Origin of the sequence: Microbacterium sp. (assembly GCF_040394595.1) — a bacterium.
In the GTDB taxonomy this organism is placed as follows: Bacteria; Actinomycetota; Actinomycetes; order Actinomycetales; family Microbacteriaceae; genus Microbacterium.
Window position 1 is genome coordinate 44,530 of sequence record NZ_JBEBSA010000014.1, and the last position, 14,742, is coordinate 59,271.

7 protein-coding genes are annotated in these 14,742 nt (G+C 66.7%); 3 read left to right on the forward strand and 4 right to left on the reverse strand.

Annotated features, from left to right (window positions below):
• Positions 1-240: 240 nt before the first annotated feature.
• The 4 genes from ABWO84_RS12665 to ABWO84_RS12680 form a co-directional block, all read right to left on the reverse strand.
• Positions 241-2,337, reverse strand: coding sequence for an APC family permease (locus ABWO84_RS12665; RefSeq protein WP_353115066.1), 2,097 nt, complete (start codon positions 2,335-2,337; stop codon positions 241-243).
• 79 nt (positions 2,338-2,416) lie between these two features.
• Positions 2,417-2,905, reverse strand: a complete 489-nt coding sequence (locus ABWO84_RS12670; RefSeq protein ID WP_353115068.1) for a hypothetical protein — start codon at positions 2,903-2,905, stop codon at positions 2,417-2,419.
• The gene (locus ABWO84_RS12675) at positions 2,902-3,903 is read right to left on the reverse strand and encodes a hypothetical protein (protein WP_353115070.1); all 1,002 of its coding nucleotides are present in this window, start codon (positions 3,901-3,903) and stop codon (positions 2,902-2,904) included. Before ABWO84_RS12675 ends, ABWO84_RS12670 begins: the two co-directional genes overlap by 4 nt.
• Entirely contained in the window at positions 3,842-4,420 is a 579-nt protein-coding gene (locus ABWO84_RS12680) for an RNA polymerase sigma factor (RefSeq protein WP_353115072.1), read from the reverse strand. The genes ABWO84_RS12675 and ABWO84_RS12680 overlap by 62 nt, the downstream gene beginning before the upstream one ends.
• A 215-nt stretch (positions 4,421-4,635) precedes the next feature.
• Between ABWO84_RS12680 and ABWO84_RS12685 the strand changes: the two genes are divergently transcribed.
• The 3 genes from ABWO84_RS12685 to ABWO84_RS12695 all read left to right on the forward strand — a co-directional run bounded on the left by ABWO84_RS12685 (position 4,636) and on the right by ABWO84_RS12695 (position 14,637).
• Positions 4,636-5,181 carry an RNA 2'-phosphotransferase gene (locus tag ABWO84_RS12685; RefSeq protein ID WP_353115074.1) on the forward strand — a complete coding sequence of 182 codons (546 nt, stop codon included), beginning with the start codon at positions 4,636-4,638 and terminating at the stop codon, positions 5,179-5,181.
• A 409-nt stretch (positions 5,182-5,590) separates the two neighbouring features.
• Positions 5,591-8,296: a LamG-like jellyroll fold domain-containing protein gene (locus ABWO84_RS12690; RefSeq protein WP_353115076.1), complete on the forward strand. Its 2,706-nt coding sequence runs from the start codon at positions 5,591-5,593 to the stop codon at positions 8,294-8,296.
• A 5-nt stretch (positions 8,297-8,301) separates the two neighbouring features.
• Positions 8,302-14,637: a putative toxin gene (locus tag ABWO84_RS12695; RefSeq protein WP_353115078.1), complete on the forward strand. Its 6,336-nt coding sequence runs from the start codon at positions 8,302-8,304 to the stop codon at positions 14,635-14,637.
• Positions 14,638-14,742: the final 105 nt, after the last annotated feature.

Below are 14,742 nucleotides of genomic sequence, written 5' to 3' on the forward strand. Positions count from 1 at the left end.
TCCTCACGCTTTCCTCACGCTCGCGGCGTCGACGCATGCGCCGTCCTCACGGGCCGTTGCGCTGCCGGTCCTGCGGGCACTCCTGCGTGGGCTCCTGCAGGGTGGTCAGTTTCGGCAACTTTTCACCCCAAAACCTGCCGAAACTGACCACGCGATGCTCCGCCAGGGGCGCAGGGGCGCAGGGGCGCAGGGGCGCAGGGGCGCAGGGGCGCAGGGGCGCGGGGGCGCGGGGGCGCGGGGCTAGTGCGCATCGGGGTCGGGCGGGCCCGCGGGGCGCTGGGCGCGACGGCCGGCGGGGCCGTGCCCGTAGAGCGCGAGCGGCCGCCCGGCGCGCTCCTGGCCCGGGAGCGGGCGGGAACGCCGGCCGTAGATCAGCTCCGACGAGTCGAGCAGCCAGGGCACCAGGGTGATCGTGACGCCGTGCACGAGCATGAGCTGGTTCGCCATGCGGCGGGCGCGACGGTTGTGCAGCATCGACTCCCACCAATGTCCGACGATGTACTGCGGCAGGTACACGGTCACCACGGAGGGGCCGTGCTTCTCGCGGTACTGCCGGATGAAGTGCTCCACCGGCTGCGCATAGGTGCGGTACGGCGAGTCGACGATGATCAGCGGCACGGGGATGCGGTGGCGATGCCACTCCTTCTGCAGCTCCTCCCCGTCCTGCGGCGTGAGGGCGACGTGCAGCGCGACGGTCTTGTCGTGGTTCGCGGCGATTGCATAGTCGAGGGCCTTGATGACCGGCTTCTGCAGGCGGCTCACGAGCACGATCGCCACATCGCCGGCCGCTCCGAAGTGCGTGTTGTCGTCGACCGCGATCTCGTGCTCCACATCGCGGTAGTAGCGCTTCACGCCGACCATGAGGAGCGCGAGCACAGGGATTGCGAAGAACACCATCCAGGCGCCGTGCGTGAACTTCGTGATGGTGACGATGATGAGCACCGTCACGGTCATGAACGCGCCGAGGCCGTTGATGACGAGGCCTGTGATGGCCGAGCGGCGCTCCGGGGCCGCCTGGGCGATCGTCTTGTGCTGGAGGGAGCGGAGCTGCCGCTTCCAGTGCCGCACCATGCCGATCTGACCGAGCGAGAACGACACGAAGACGCCGATGATGTACAGCTGGATGAGGTTGGTGAGGTTCGCCTGGAACACCACCAGCACCGCGACCGCGGCGATGCCGAGGACGATCATGCCGTTGGAGAACACCAGCCGGTCGCCGCGGGTGTTCAGAGCCTTCGGCGCGTATCCGTCACGGGCGAGCACGGCGCCGAGCAGCGGGAAGCCGTTGAAGGCGGTGTTGGCGGCGAGCAGCAGCACGCACGCCGTCGCGGCCTGGATGATGAAGAACGGGATGCTCCCGCCGCCGAAGGTCGCTGCGGCGATCTGCGCCATGAGGCTCGGCTGGGGCTGGCTGCAGTCGAAGCCCTGCAGGTCGCAGGGGTTCTCGGCGTAGTGCACGTTGGCGATGAGGGCCATGGCGGTGAGGCCGGTGAACAGCAGCGCGGCGATCGAGCCCATCATCACGAGGGTCTTCTGCGCATTGCGGATCTTCGGCAGGCGGAAGGCCTGCACGCCGTTGGAGACCGCTTCGACGCCGGTCAGGGCGGAGCAGCCGCTCGAGAAGGCGCGGAGGACGAGCAGGATCATGGCGGCCTGGTCGATGTTCCCGGCCTGCACCGTGTAGTCGGCGCTCGCGGCGGCGGGGGCGTCGCCGAGGAAGGTGCGGATCAGGCCGGTGACGATCATGATGCCGACCGAGCCGATGAAGAGATAGGTCGGGATGGCGAAGACGGTCGACGCCTCTCGGACGCCGCGCAGGTTGACGATCACGATGAGGACCACGAAGCCGACGGCGAGCTCGACGCGCCACGGGTTGAGCTCCGGCACCGCGGAGATGATGTTGTCGACGCCGGAGGCGATCGACACCGCCACCGTCAGCACATAGTCGACGAGCAGGGCGGCCGCGACGATCACACCGGGAACCTCGCCCAGGTTCTTCGACGCGACCTCGTAGTCGCCGCCTCCAGAGGGGTACGCCTTGATGAGCTGCCGGTAGCTGAGCACCACGACGACCAGGAGCAGCACGACGGTCGCGGCGACCCAGGGGCTGAGGGTGAGGAACGACACCCCGCCGATGAGCATGATCATCAGCATCTCCTGCGGCCCGTAGGCCACGGAGCTCAGCGCGTCGGACGCGAAGATCGGCAGCGCCATGCGCTTGGGCAGCAGCTGGTCGTCCACCTGTTCCGAGGTGAGCGGGTCGCCGAGGAGGATGCGTTTTGCGAGCTGCGGGGCGTCCGAGTTCTCGCGGCCATCGTGTGCCACGACGGGCGACATTACGCCTGGAAACCGGTCTCGTGCAACATGGGCGCGCCGCGTGTTTCGCGGGGCGGGCCGTAGGGGTGTGTGTACGCGCTTACGGAACGCAGCGGAGCGAGCTCGCGGAGCCGAACACGTTGGCTGATGCGCCGGCGTTCGCGGTGGCGAGCACGGTCGATCCGCTGAGCGCCTGGACATAGCCCGACGACCGGGCGTTGGCGATGGACTTCGGAGTGAACGAACTGACGGAGACGGTGGTGCAGGTGCCCCAGCTCAACTGGGCGCCGCCCATCTTCGCTGCGCTGAAGGCGCAGAAGCGGCCGGTGGCGCAGGACCCGACCGACTGCGCAGAGGCCATGCCGACCAGGCTCGACTCCCGCGCCGAGGATCCGGCGGGGACGAGCATCTCCATGTCGAGCGCGGGCCAGACGGCGTGGTGGGGGTCGAGGAGCACTCCGCCGGGGACCTCGGCCATGACTGCGGCGATCTCGGGGTCCACGGCGACCTCGTCTGCCGACGCGGGCGACGCGAGCGTGGCAGTCAGCAGTGCTGCCGCCACCGCGGCGATCGTGATCAGATGCTTCATTCGAGGTTCCCTTCCGAAACGTCCCAGAGTGTGTAGCTCATGATCGTGCCCTTCGGGATCGGCAACGCCTTGTCCAGCTTCTCTCGTCTCGTCTCGGCGCCGACGATCCGGCCGGTGTCGAGGGAGATCAGCAGAGTCTCGGTGTTGTATCCGCCCGAAGACGGCATGCTGAGGCCGGCGACGGGGCGTCCGAGGCGGTCCTTCGTGACGCCGAGAGCGGTGATCTTGCCGCTCTGCTCGAGGATGTCCAGCATCGCGATCTGCTGCTTGTTCGTCAGCGTCCAGAACTGGAGGGAGGTGTTGATGGCCGACGTGACCTCGTCCGGCTTCGGGTTCTCCGGCATGCCGTAGGCGGTCAGCATCGCCCGGACGTCTTCGGTCGAATCGCCGGGGGGCTCGACGACCGGCGTCGCGTTCTCCTCGGCGGTCAGGTGATCGTCACGCAGCACCTTGTCGGTGAAGACGATCTCGGGTCTGCCGTTCTCCTGTTCCCCCGGAAGATAGGGCTTGACCGCCTTGACGACGACGCGGCCGGTGAGGTCGGGCTCCCATGTGGAGGTGGTGAACTCGGGGCGGATCGGCCCGTCGTCCATCATCTTGCCCTTCTCGGCGTCGAACATGATCGCCCAGGTCACGGTCTCCACCTTGCGCTGCGGCTCGGCGGGGCCGGGGACGTCCGCGAGGGTCTTCTGCGCCGTGTCGATGATCTGCGCCGCGGTCTGGTCGCCGGTGAACTTCAGCGGCTCCGGTGTACCGGCCACGGCGTCGACCCTCGGCACCAGCACCGAGGCGAACACGACGGCCGTGACGGCGACCGCAGCCGTCGCCGCCCCGATCCATCCGGCGCGGACGCGGCGGGCGCGACGGGTCTTCGACTCGGCGGTGCGCATGATGCGGTCGCGCCGGGCGAGCGCCGCGGCGTCGGGCCGGGGGAACTCAGACCGTGCGGGGTTGGCTGCCCGTACGATCCGTTCGATCGTGCTCTCGTCCTCCATCATGCTCACCCCCTCGGCTGTCGCTGGTGGCCTTCTCGACCTTCTTCAGCGCGCGGTGCTTGATGATCCGCACGTTCTGTTCGCTGATGCCGAGACGCGAAGCGATCGTCGCCCCTGGGAGCTCCTCCCAATACCACATGGTGAACACACGGTACTCGCGTTCGCTGAGCACCCGGGCGATCGTCATGCCGATATGCAGCATCTCGTTGCTCTGCACGCTGCCGCGCTCGGACGCCGTCACCTCGGCGTGCAGCCGTCCGATGGCGCGCTCACGGCGTTTCTCGCGCTTCTGCCGGTCCTTCACCTTGTTGGCGGCAGCCCGCAGCAGCCAGCGACGGCTGAGCGGACGATCGGGGTCGAACTTCTGGTAGGCGAGCACGAACACGTCGCTCACGAGGTCCGCGACCTCGTCCGGATCGTCGAGCATCGCGTCGACGTGCGCCGTGAGCTCGCCCCAGTACGTGTCATAGAGCGATGAGAAGGCGTCTTTCTTGCGCTGGCGCCATGCATCGTCGGACATGGCACCTCCAACGGCATTACTTCGGGTTGTCATCGATCGTATAGCGCCCTTCCGACGTTCGTCAGGGCGGTTCCGCCCTGACGGCCTCGACGGCCCGCCGCGGGCAGCTCGGTCGGACTCCGACGCCGTGGGTTGCCACGGCAGGGTAGGACAATAGCTTGCGAGCCGGATGTCTGCGCGAACGGGTCGCGCAGACATCCGGGGCGGAGGAGCAGATGATCGGGAGCGATCTGAGCAGGATGGTGTCGCATGCGTTGCGGCATGAGCCGTGGTTGTACGAGCTGGAGCTCGATGCCGAGGGGTGGACCTCGGTCGAGTCGCTGGTCGATGCGCTGCGGCGCGAGGACGGATGGGATGAGCTGACGGCGGCTGATGTGGAGGCGATGGTGTCGTCTGCGGTGAAGCAGCGGCACGAGATCCGGGAGGGGCGGATCCGGGCTCTCTACGGGCATTCGTTGCCGGGTCGGATCGAGAAGGTGAGGCGGGATCCGCCGCCGGTGCTGTTCCATGGCACGTCGCCCTCGACGGTCGCGACGATCTTGAGTGACGGGTTGCGGCCGATGGGGCGTCAGTACGTGCATCTGTCCGGCGATGTCGAGATGGCCCGGGCCGTGGGGGCGCGCAAGGCGCCGGCGCCTGTGGTGCTTCGTGTCGCGGCTGCGGAGGCGGCGGCCGAGGGGGTGTCCTTCTTCTTCGGCAACGACCGTGTGTGGTTGGCGGACGGGGTGCCCGCGCGCTTCATCGCCCGAGCCGACGTGTGAGCATCGGGCCGGGTGGCTTCAGGTGAGCGGCAGATCCTCTACGGCATAACGATCTCATAACCGACGGTGGGAAAACGTCGGTCCCGCCCTCCGGAACTTCCGCGCCTTATGGACGCAGACCGTCGTTTCGTTACAGGCGAGTTGGGGAACTTTTGCCTCCTTGTCTCGGTGGATCACCGGGCAATAGCTTGCGATGGTGAAGTCTGTGCGTGGGGGCGCGGCGCCCGGGGAAGGCCGCGAGAGGAAGTCGAATCGAGTCAGCGGAGCGATGATCCGTTCTGCGGTCGGAGCGGTCTGCGCGGGGGTGCTGATCGCCGCTGCGGCTGTGCCCGCGGAGGCGGCGACCGTGGGCGCATCGACGAGGATCGCGGCGGGGGCAGCGGTGGGCGCTCTGCCCCGGGTTCCTTCCGTGCAGACGGCGGTCTCCTCTGCACAGTCCACCGCGGTTGCGACCGGGGCGCCGGTGGTGGTCGATTCGTTGACCACCCCGACCGAGCTCACCACTGCGATGCCCGACGGTACGGTGCAGTACGAGGCCTCATCCCAGCCCGTGCGGGTGTCGAAGGGCGGCTCCTGGGTGCCGGTCGACACTGACCTCACGCGCGACGGCCAATGGTGGTCGCCGAAGTCGTCTGCCGCGCCCGTTCGCTTCTCTCCGGGAGGCGACGACGTGCTGGCGCAGGTACAGGCGCCCTCCGGTGAGTGGGTGTCCGAGATCTGGCCCTACGGCACGCTTCCCGTTCCGACGATCGCCGGGGACACGGCAACGTATGCGGAGGTCTTCTCCGGGGTCGATCTGAAGCTCGGCGCGACGAAGACGGGCATGGCATCGATCTACGTCGTGAAGTCCGAGCAGGCGGCCCTCTCGGCGCCGCTTGAGAAACTGCACGTCGCCGTGCAAGGGGCAACGCTCGTCAAGGAGGCATCGGGAGCCGTCACCGCGGACACCGGCGGCTCGACAGCGTCTCCTCCGCTGATCGCGGGGCAGCCGCTCTGGTGGGACTCGTCGAACGGCGGCACCTATCGCGAGCCGGGCGGTGAGGAGACGCCGCTGCCGGTGACGCACGCGGTGTCGGCCGATCGTGTCTCGCTCGACGTCGGCGATTCGGTGCTCACGGAGAAGGCGCGGAGCGCCGATCCCATCGCGTATCCGATCTACATCGACCCCGACTGGAGCTCGGGAATCACGGCCTCCTGGTACACCGACAAGGCCTATCCCAATCAGTCGTATCTCAGTGCCGGGTTCTCGAACGTCCTGCGCGTGGGCCTTTATCAGCAGTATCTGTCGGACATGTTCTTCCAGTTCCCGCTCTCTCCGGTCGCGGGCAAGGAGATCATCTCGGCACGTCTGAACACCACGCTGGTCGAGATGGCCGCGACGGGTGTCCAGCCGCTGAAGATCGCCACGTACACGCTGTACCCCGGACGCAGCGCCGGGTTCACCTGGAACCAGGAGCAGACGTGGAACGGCACGAGCCAGCACGGCTGGGGTGCGACGCTCCAGACGCAGAACCCGGTCGGCACCAACCTCCCCGTCGGATGGGACGTCACCACCGGCGTGCGGTCGAAGCTCGGCGACTCGGCGATCCAGTTCGTCATCGCGCCCACCACCACGTCGGGCCCGTCGCGCCGCCACTTTAGCCGTGCGGCGACGCTGATCGTCACCTACAACTCGACACCGTCGGTACCGACGAACCAGGGCTTCATCTCGCCGATGACCGGTTGCTCGACGGCGGCAGATCCACAGTGGGTCTCGAACGCCGGGGACTTGGGCGTGCAGGCGACGTTCTCCGATCCGGATGCAGGAAACGTCAAGGGCCGGTTCCGCGTAGTCAAGGCGTCGGCGCCCGGCGCCGCGATCTGGCAGGCTGACTCTGCGCTCGCGGCGCAAGGCGTGCAGAAGGCATCGATACCGGCGAACACTCTTGCGGATGGCGACTACGCCTGGGAGGCGCAGACGATCGACCAACCCGGCCTTGGTTCCGGATGGTCCGCCAAGTGCTATTTCAACGTCCGGAACACGGGCCCGAAGAGCCTGCCGCAGATATCCGTGTCCGGAAGCGCCATGGTGGGGCAGCCGTTGACGGTGACCTTCACGACCGACCCTGCCGACGGAGTCGAGTACATCGTCTACACGATGGCCGCCGCTCCTGTTTCGGATGGCTTCGTCTTCGACGTTCGCGATGGGACGCCGGGCTGTGGCCTCTTCGGAACTCAGACTGTCCATTTCACCTGCGTCGACTCTTCTGGGAAGGCGACCGTGACCTTGGCGCCTGCCGCGAATGTCTCGACGATCTGGGCCGTCTCCTACGACAAGGCGGGCAATCCGGCGCGCGTCCCCGGCGTTCCGATCTCCGAGGCCGGCAAGCACGGCTCCAGCTACCAGGTCACGGCGGTCAACGACCCGAAAGTGTCGTACCAGAGCGGCCATGTGTGGCGCACGCTGCCCCAGTCCTCGCCGCTGGGCGACTCGATCCCCGATACGAATCAGGGCCAGCCCGTCGCGCTGACCTTGGGCAAGGACACTGTTCGGACGCTGACATCGAACCCGCAGGCGCCGAACATCCCGCTGCCGAAGCCCGTGCTCGGGTTCGTCGATCCGACGACATCAGGGCTGACGGGGCCGAACTACACGACCTCAGCGGGGAGCGTGATCACGGTCAACAGCTCGTTCAGCATGACTGCGTGGCTCAAGCCTGGGGTCGGAGGGTCTGATCGGGCCATGTCGATCGGATCGAGCCTTGGGACATTGGGCGTCAAGGGGGACAACTGGGAGTTCTGTCGCAAGGGTTCCGACTTCGGTGCAGCCTCGTGTGTATCCGCTCCGCGCTCCTCGGCATCGAATTGGGTCCACGTGGCAGGTGTCTACGACGCCGTGAGTCGAGAGCTCCGGCTCTACATCGACGGCGCGTGGGCGGCCACCGGGACGCCTGGCCTTTTGGGCGAGGCGAATCCGCCCTCATCCCTCGTGAGTGTAGGGGTGACCACCGACTCTTGGGGGAGTGTGTCCAGTCGATGGACCGGCCAGATTGCCGACCCGGCCGTGTTCCAGGGGGTGGCCACGGCCAGTCAGCTCCAGGTGCTCCGGTCAGGCTCCGATCCGGTGAACGGGTGAAAGGCGTGAGCAACGTGGAGGGGAAGCTGATGCACGGTCAGGGCAGATCCGGGCTATGGGGCTGGCGGCATTCGGTCGTCGCTATCGTGGCATCGTTCGCGGTGGTGGCAACGATGTTCACCGCATCGGCGCCGGCTTCGGCCGCTGGGCCGAATGCGTTTCCCGATGCGCCCAAGGACCCCGCGGTGGAGGGAGCGCTCGCGCCCGCTCGGCCGGGTAGTGGAAAGACGAAGACGACGAGAACGCCCGTCATCGCCGAGCAGAAGGGGATGACGTTCACTGCTCCTCTTGATGCGAGGGATGCCTCTGCGGAGGAGAAGGACGCCGGTGTCACGGTTCGTCTGGCCAAGGGAGCCGATGCCGGGGAAGCTCGGGTCGATGTCCTGGACAAGAAGGAACGCGACAAGCTGGGCGGAGCCCGCTATGCGGTTCGGATCACTCCTTCTCAGAAGGAGAAGGACCTCGCCGTCATGCTCTCCCCGAAGGCGGTGGGCGATCTGTTCGGCGGGGACTATGCATCCCGGTTGAAGTGGGCCGCCGTGCCTGCGGCTGCCGCAGATGCGAGGAGTGTGGAAGAGGCGAAGCCCCTGACGCCGGAAGTGACGAAGGAGGGGCTGTCCTTCACCGTCCAGGGCGCCCAGCCGATGGTGCTCGCCGCCGTTTCCGGCGCAACCAGCTCGACCGGCGCGGGGTCGTATGCCGCTTCACCTTTGAAGCCTTCGAGTTCATGGGACGTGTCGGCGCAGACGGGAGCGTTCTCGTGGAGCTATCCGATCGCCGCACCCCCCGCTCCTGCGGGATCGACGCCGTCCGTCAGCCTTTCCTACAACTCGCAGATCGTCGATGGCGCGACATCGTCGACGAACAACCAGACCTCCCCGGTCGGCGAGGGATGGTCGCTAGCGGGTGGCGGATTCATCGAGCGGCGCTATGTCACGTGCGCGACCGAGCAGGCTCCGGGCTCACCGGTCGCCGGCTCCGGTGATCTGTGCTGGGCCAACGACAACGCCACGATCTCCTTCGGCAGCCGGTCGGGCACTCTCATCCGTGATGCGGGAACCGGCAAGTGGCGATTGCAGAGCGATGACAACTCACGGGTCGAGAAGCTCGTCGGCACCGCTCAGGGGTGCGCTGCGAACGGAACCTACAACACGGAGTGCTGGAGACTTACGACCACCGACGGCACCCAGTACTACTTCGGACTCAACCGACTTCCCGGCTGGGCCACGGGGAAGCCCACGACGAACTCGGTCTTCACCGTTCCGGTGTTCGGCAACGATGCGGCGGATCCGTGTCACGCTGCGACGTTCGCCGCGTCCTCCTGCCAGCAGGGGTGGCGGTGGAACCTCGACTATGTCGTCGACCCGAACGGCAACGCCCAGGCGCTCTACTACAGCCCCGAGACCAACAAGTATCGGCTCAACAACACGACGCTCACCAGCTATGTCCGCGGTGGCCAGCTTTCGCGCATCGAGTACGGGCTGACCTCCTCCACCGTCTACTCGGCCAACGCGGCGCCGAGCCGGATCGTGTTCGACTACGACCAGAAGGGGCGCTGCAACGCGGCAAACTCGTCTTCGTGCGCAACGCTCGCCCTCGGCGGTGAAGTCGCCACGCCGGCGACGACGAGCGTCTATCCCGACATTCCCTTCGATCTCAACTGCTCTTCCGGTGCGTGCACCTCGATGATCTCGCCGTCGTTCTGGACCACCGCGCGACTGGCTTCGATCACGACGCAGTCGTTCACCGGCGGGGCGTACAAGACCGCGGATGTCTTCACGCTGACCCACTCGTTCCCCGATCCCGGAGACGGGGAATCCCCGGCGCTGTGGCTCGATTCGATTCAGCGGACGGCGACCGCAGGGATGACGCCGATCGCCGAGGGGCCGACGACGTTCCAGAAGACTCCGATGCAGAATCGCGTGTGGGTGGTGGATGGGCTCGCCCCACTGGACAAGTTCCGCATCTCGAGCGTCTTCGTTCCTACCGGGGCCCGGATCTCCGTGAACTACTCCGCGCAGGAGTGCACGCCTGCGATGGCGCCCGGCATCCTCGCATCGCCGTGGTCGAACGACAAGCGCTGCTTCCCGATGTGGTGGATCCCCGACGTCGACTACCCCACGCAGGCGCGGCAGGACCTCTTCCACAAGTACGTCGTGACCTCGATGGTCGAGGATCCCTATACGGGCGGTGCGGGGTCGCCCGCGATCCAGACGAGCTACGTCTACACGGGCAAGCCGGCCTGGCGGTACGTCGATGACAGGTACATCCCCGGTGAAAAGCGCACCTGGTCGGACTATGCCGGTTACGACAAGGTCGAGGTGCGCGTGGGAGATCCCGCGACGCCTGCGCAGCAGGAGACGACGCAGTATCTCTTCTACCGAGGAATGAACGGCGATCGTGCCGGCGCATCCGGCGGGACGAAGAGCGTGAACGTCACCGGCACCTCGGTGCCCGACGAACGCTGGTTCGCGGGGCAGACTCGGTCGGCCAAAGTGCTCAACGGTGTGGGCGGCGCGACGGTGTCGGAAACGGTGACAACGCCCTGGGCATCGGCGGTCACATCCAATGACGGCGTCCGGCAAGCGCGCGTGCTGGGAGTCGCGCGCACCGATGTCATCGTTCCGGTGTCGACGGGCGGCACCAGGACGACGAGCACGATCAACACGATGAACGCTCGCGGATTCGCGATCAGTACCGAGAAGTCAGCGGGTATCGGGCAGCGGGCCACCTGTACGGTCACCGACTACGCGGCAGACAACACCTCGGCCTGGATCATCGGCCTGCCGAGCGTCACAACGGACTACTCCGTGCCCTGCGGACAGGTGCCGACGGCATCGATCCCGGGTGCGGTGGTCTCCCATCAGCAAGTGGCCTACGACGGAGGCGCGGTCGGAGCCGCGGCGTCGAAGGGACTGATGACTGCGGCATGGGAGGCGTCTGGATTCTCCGGGACCACTCTCGGAAGCGCGCAGTGGGTGAAGACCAGTCAGTTCGCCTATGACGCGCTGGGCAGGCGCACCTCGAGCATCGATGTCGCAGGACGCGAGACCAAGACCGCGTACACCCCGGCCGCCGGAGCGCCGGCCGGATCCGGTCCCGTCCTCAAGTCCGAGGTCACGAATCCCCTGGGATGGGTGACCAGCTCGACGGCCGACCCGTATCGGGGGCAACCGGTGAGCGCGACGGACGACAACGGCAAGGTCACGACGACGGAGTACGACGCCCTCGGACGGATCACGAAGGTCTGGAAGACCGATCGGCCCAAGAGTGCCTATCCGACGGACCCGTCGATCGCCTACACCTATGCGGTCTCCACGACCAAGCCGTCTACGGTCACTGCGAGAACCCAGATTGCGAACGGCACGATCAATGCCTATGCGCTGATCGACGGGCTTGGCCGGACGGTGCAGACTCAGGCGCCAGCGCCGGGTGGGGGAGCCGTGATCTCGGACACGGCCTTCGACAAGGCCGGCCGGCAGATTGCCACGAACGATCAGTACTGGGCGCCGGCAGTCACGGCGGGGACGACCCTCTTCGTGCCTGCCGCCGTCACACAGATCGCCGCTCGAGCCGAGACCGTCTACGACGGGGCAGGACGCGCGACGGCGACGGTTCTGCGATCCTTCGGCACCGAGGTGCGTCGCACCACGACGGCCTACCGCGGTGGCGACCGCATCGATACCACGCCTCCCGCCGGTGGAGTGCCGACGAGTACGACGACCGACGCCTGGGGGCGGACGACGAAGATGACCGAGTGGCACTCGGTCATCGACGGCACGGGCTCGACATCGTTGCGCTACGAGTACAACGCGCGGGACCAGATGACGAGGATGACAGACGACGCGGGGAACGCGTGGTCGTGGTCGTTCGATCTGCGCGGCCGGCAGACGAGCTCGACCGATCCCGATTCCGGCACGACCACGAGCACGTTCGACGACCTTGGCAACGTGCTGACCAGCACCGATGCCCGCGGCACAGCGCTGGGCTACACCTACGACGCGCTGAATCGGAAGCTCACGGAGCGATCGGGCAGTGTCGCCGGAACCGTGCTGGCGTCGTGGACCTACGACTCGCTCGCGAAGGGGCAGCTGACCTCGTCGTCGCGCTACACCGACGGAAAGGAGTACAAGACACAGGTCAACGGATACGACAACGCCTATCGCTCGACCGGGGCGACGGTGAGCATCCCTTCCGGGGCACCGGCATTCGGTGGGACGAGCTACAGCACCAGCACCTACTACAACCCGGACGGCAGCATCGCAGCATCGGTCCTGCCGGCGATCGGCGGACTGCCCGGCGAGGAGCTGTATCCGTCGTACGACACGCTGGGAATGCAGTCCGGCCTGTCAGGAGCGGCGAACTACGCGAGCCAGGTGAACTACCTCGCGACCGGGCAGGTCAGCCAGATCACCCGCTCCGGTACCGTCTGGAGCGCACTGACGCTCACTTACAACGCGGGGACGCGCGATCTTCAGTCGCTCGACGAGACCACTCGGCGCGGCGGCACCACGTTCACGCGCGAGGCGTTGCGGGAGTACACCCGCAACGCGGCGGGAATCATCACGAAGGCGAAGACCTCCGCCCCTGCTCACACCGACGATGTGCAGTGTTTCAGCTACGGGCCTCTACAGGCGATGACAGCCGCCTGGTCTTCGGGCAACGCAGACTGTGCGACGGGCCCGACCGGCGCTCTTGGAGGACCGGCGCCCTATGCGGCGACCTACACCGTCGACCCCCTCACCGGGAACCGGACGGCGAGCACGATGAAGCTTGGCGCGACGGGTCCGGTCTCCACTTCGACTTACACCTATCCGGCCGCCGGGGCAGTACGTCCGCACGGTGTCACGCAGGTGTCGACGACCACGGGTTCGAGCACCGCGAACAGCGCCTATCAGTACGACGCTTCGGGAGGAATGACCAAACGCGCCGCGCAGACCGTCACCTACGATCAATCCGGCCGACTGAGCTCGGTGGTGGACGGCGCGAGCACCGAGAAGAGCATCTATTCCGCTGACGGGCAGCTGTTGATCCGCTACGGCGGAAGCGACGGCGCCTCCCTCTTCCTGGGAGACACCACGGTGCGCACGGTGGGGTCGACCACGACGGGCATCCGCGTCTACAGCGTGGCCGGTATCACCATTGCCGAACGCACGTCGGGAGCCGGTGGCGGGCTGTGGTGGCTCTCTCCCGATCCGGTGGGCACCGTCGGCCTGCAGATCAACGCGGCGACCGGTGCGGTCACTCGAAGGTGGATGGACCCGTACGGCAACCCGCGCGGCGGCGCGAGCTCCTGGTCATCGAACCTCGGGTTCTTGAACGCGCCGCGCAGCGCGACAGGGCTGACGCAGCTCGGTGCGCGTGCGTATGATCCCGGGCTCGGGAAGTTCACCAGCGTCGATCCGTTGCTCGATCGTGGTGATCCCCGACACGCGAATGCGTACGCCTATGCGTGGAACTCTCCTGTGTCGTACGAGGATGCTTCGGGACTGGCACCGCGGGTCGAGTCCCCGGACGGAAGGTCCCATGCATCGACGCCGCTCCACGCGAAAGGGAATCCGCCGCCCCAGCCAGGCGACCGTATCGGCCGTGGTCCGAAGGCGGCGTCGGCCGCGGGGAACGACAACAGCTCAGTAGGGTCGCCGGGCCCGAAACAGGAAGAGCAGGTGTGGTGGAACCCCGGCACCTGGAATGGCGACACCTGGCGGAACGTCGGGGCGTACGTTGCCGGACTAACAGTCGCGGTCGTCGGCACGGTCGTGATTGTCGGAGGTACTGCCTGCGTCGTAGTGACCGCCGGCATCTGCGCGCTGGGAGCGGCGGTGGTGGCGAGCGCCGCTGGCAGCGTCGTCACATATGAGTTGTCCACGAACCGTGAGGATCGGACAGCGGAGGGCTATCTTCGCGCGACCACAGAAGGGGCAGTGTTCGGCCTTGCCGGGGGCGTCGCGGGGATGATGCTAGCGAAAGGCCTTGAAACTCTTCTCGCGGCGCGAGGAGCCGCTTCTCAGACTGTTCCCTCGGGCATGTCAAGCGTGAGGGCAGCAGGTGTCGACGGTGAGGTCGCTGCAGGAATTGTCAAGAATACGACTCGCATTCCGTCTGCGAGTCGCACAGCCGCTTACCGAATTCCTGACGAACTGAATGGAACGACGCTCGGCGAGGTCAAAAATGTCTCCAGTTTGAGCTACACGAGTCAACTAAAGGACTTTCAGGCCTATGCTCAGCAAAACGGCCTCACATTCAATCTCTATGTGAGAGGGACAACAACCCTATCGGGACCGCTTCAGAAGGCCGTAGATTCTGGTTATATTAATCTCATTAGAAGTCTGCCGGGGTGAGTTCAATGTTGCAGGGTGAGGTGCCTATCTTGGCCGATTTGGCTGCGATCGGAGTGGAGGCGACATCATTGTCGGCTTTGCGGCAGTCGGGCGTTCGTTATCGAA

Excerpts from the sequence above, each read along its gene's own strand:
- ABWO84_RS12670 (WP_353115068.1), bottom strand. The coding sequence starts at position 2,905 with ATGAAGCATCTGATCACGATCGCCGCGGTGGCGGCAGCACTGCTGACT.
- ABWO84_RS12665 (WP_353115066.1), bottom strand. The coding sequence starts at position 2,337 with ATGTCGCCCGTCGTGGCACACGATGGCCGCGAGAACTCGGACGCCCCG.
- ABWO84_RS12680 (WP_353115072.1), bottom strand. The coding sequence starts at position 4,420 with ATGTCCGACGATGCATGGCGCCAGCGCAAGAAAGACGCCTTCTCATCG.
- ABWO84_RS12685 (WP_353115074.1), top strand. The coding sequence starts at position 4,636 with ATGATCGGGAGCGATCTGAGCAGGATGGTGTCGCATGCGTTGCGGCAT.
- ABWO84_RS12675 (WP_353115070.1), bottom strand. The coding sequence starts at position 3,903 with ATGATGGAGGACGAGAGCACGATCGAACGGATCGTACGGGCAGCCAAC.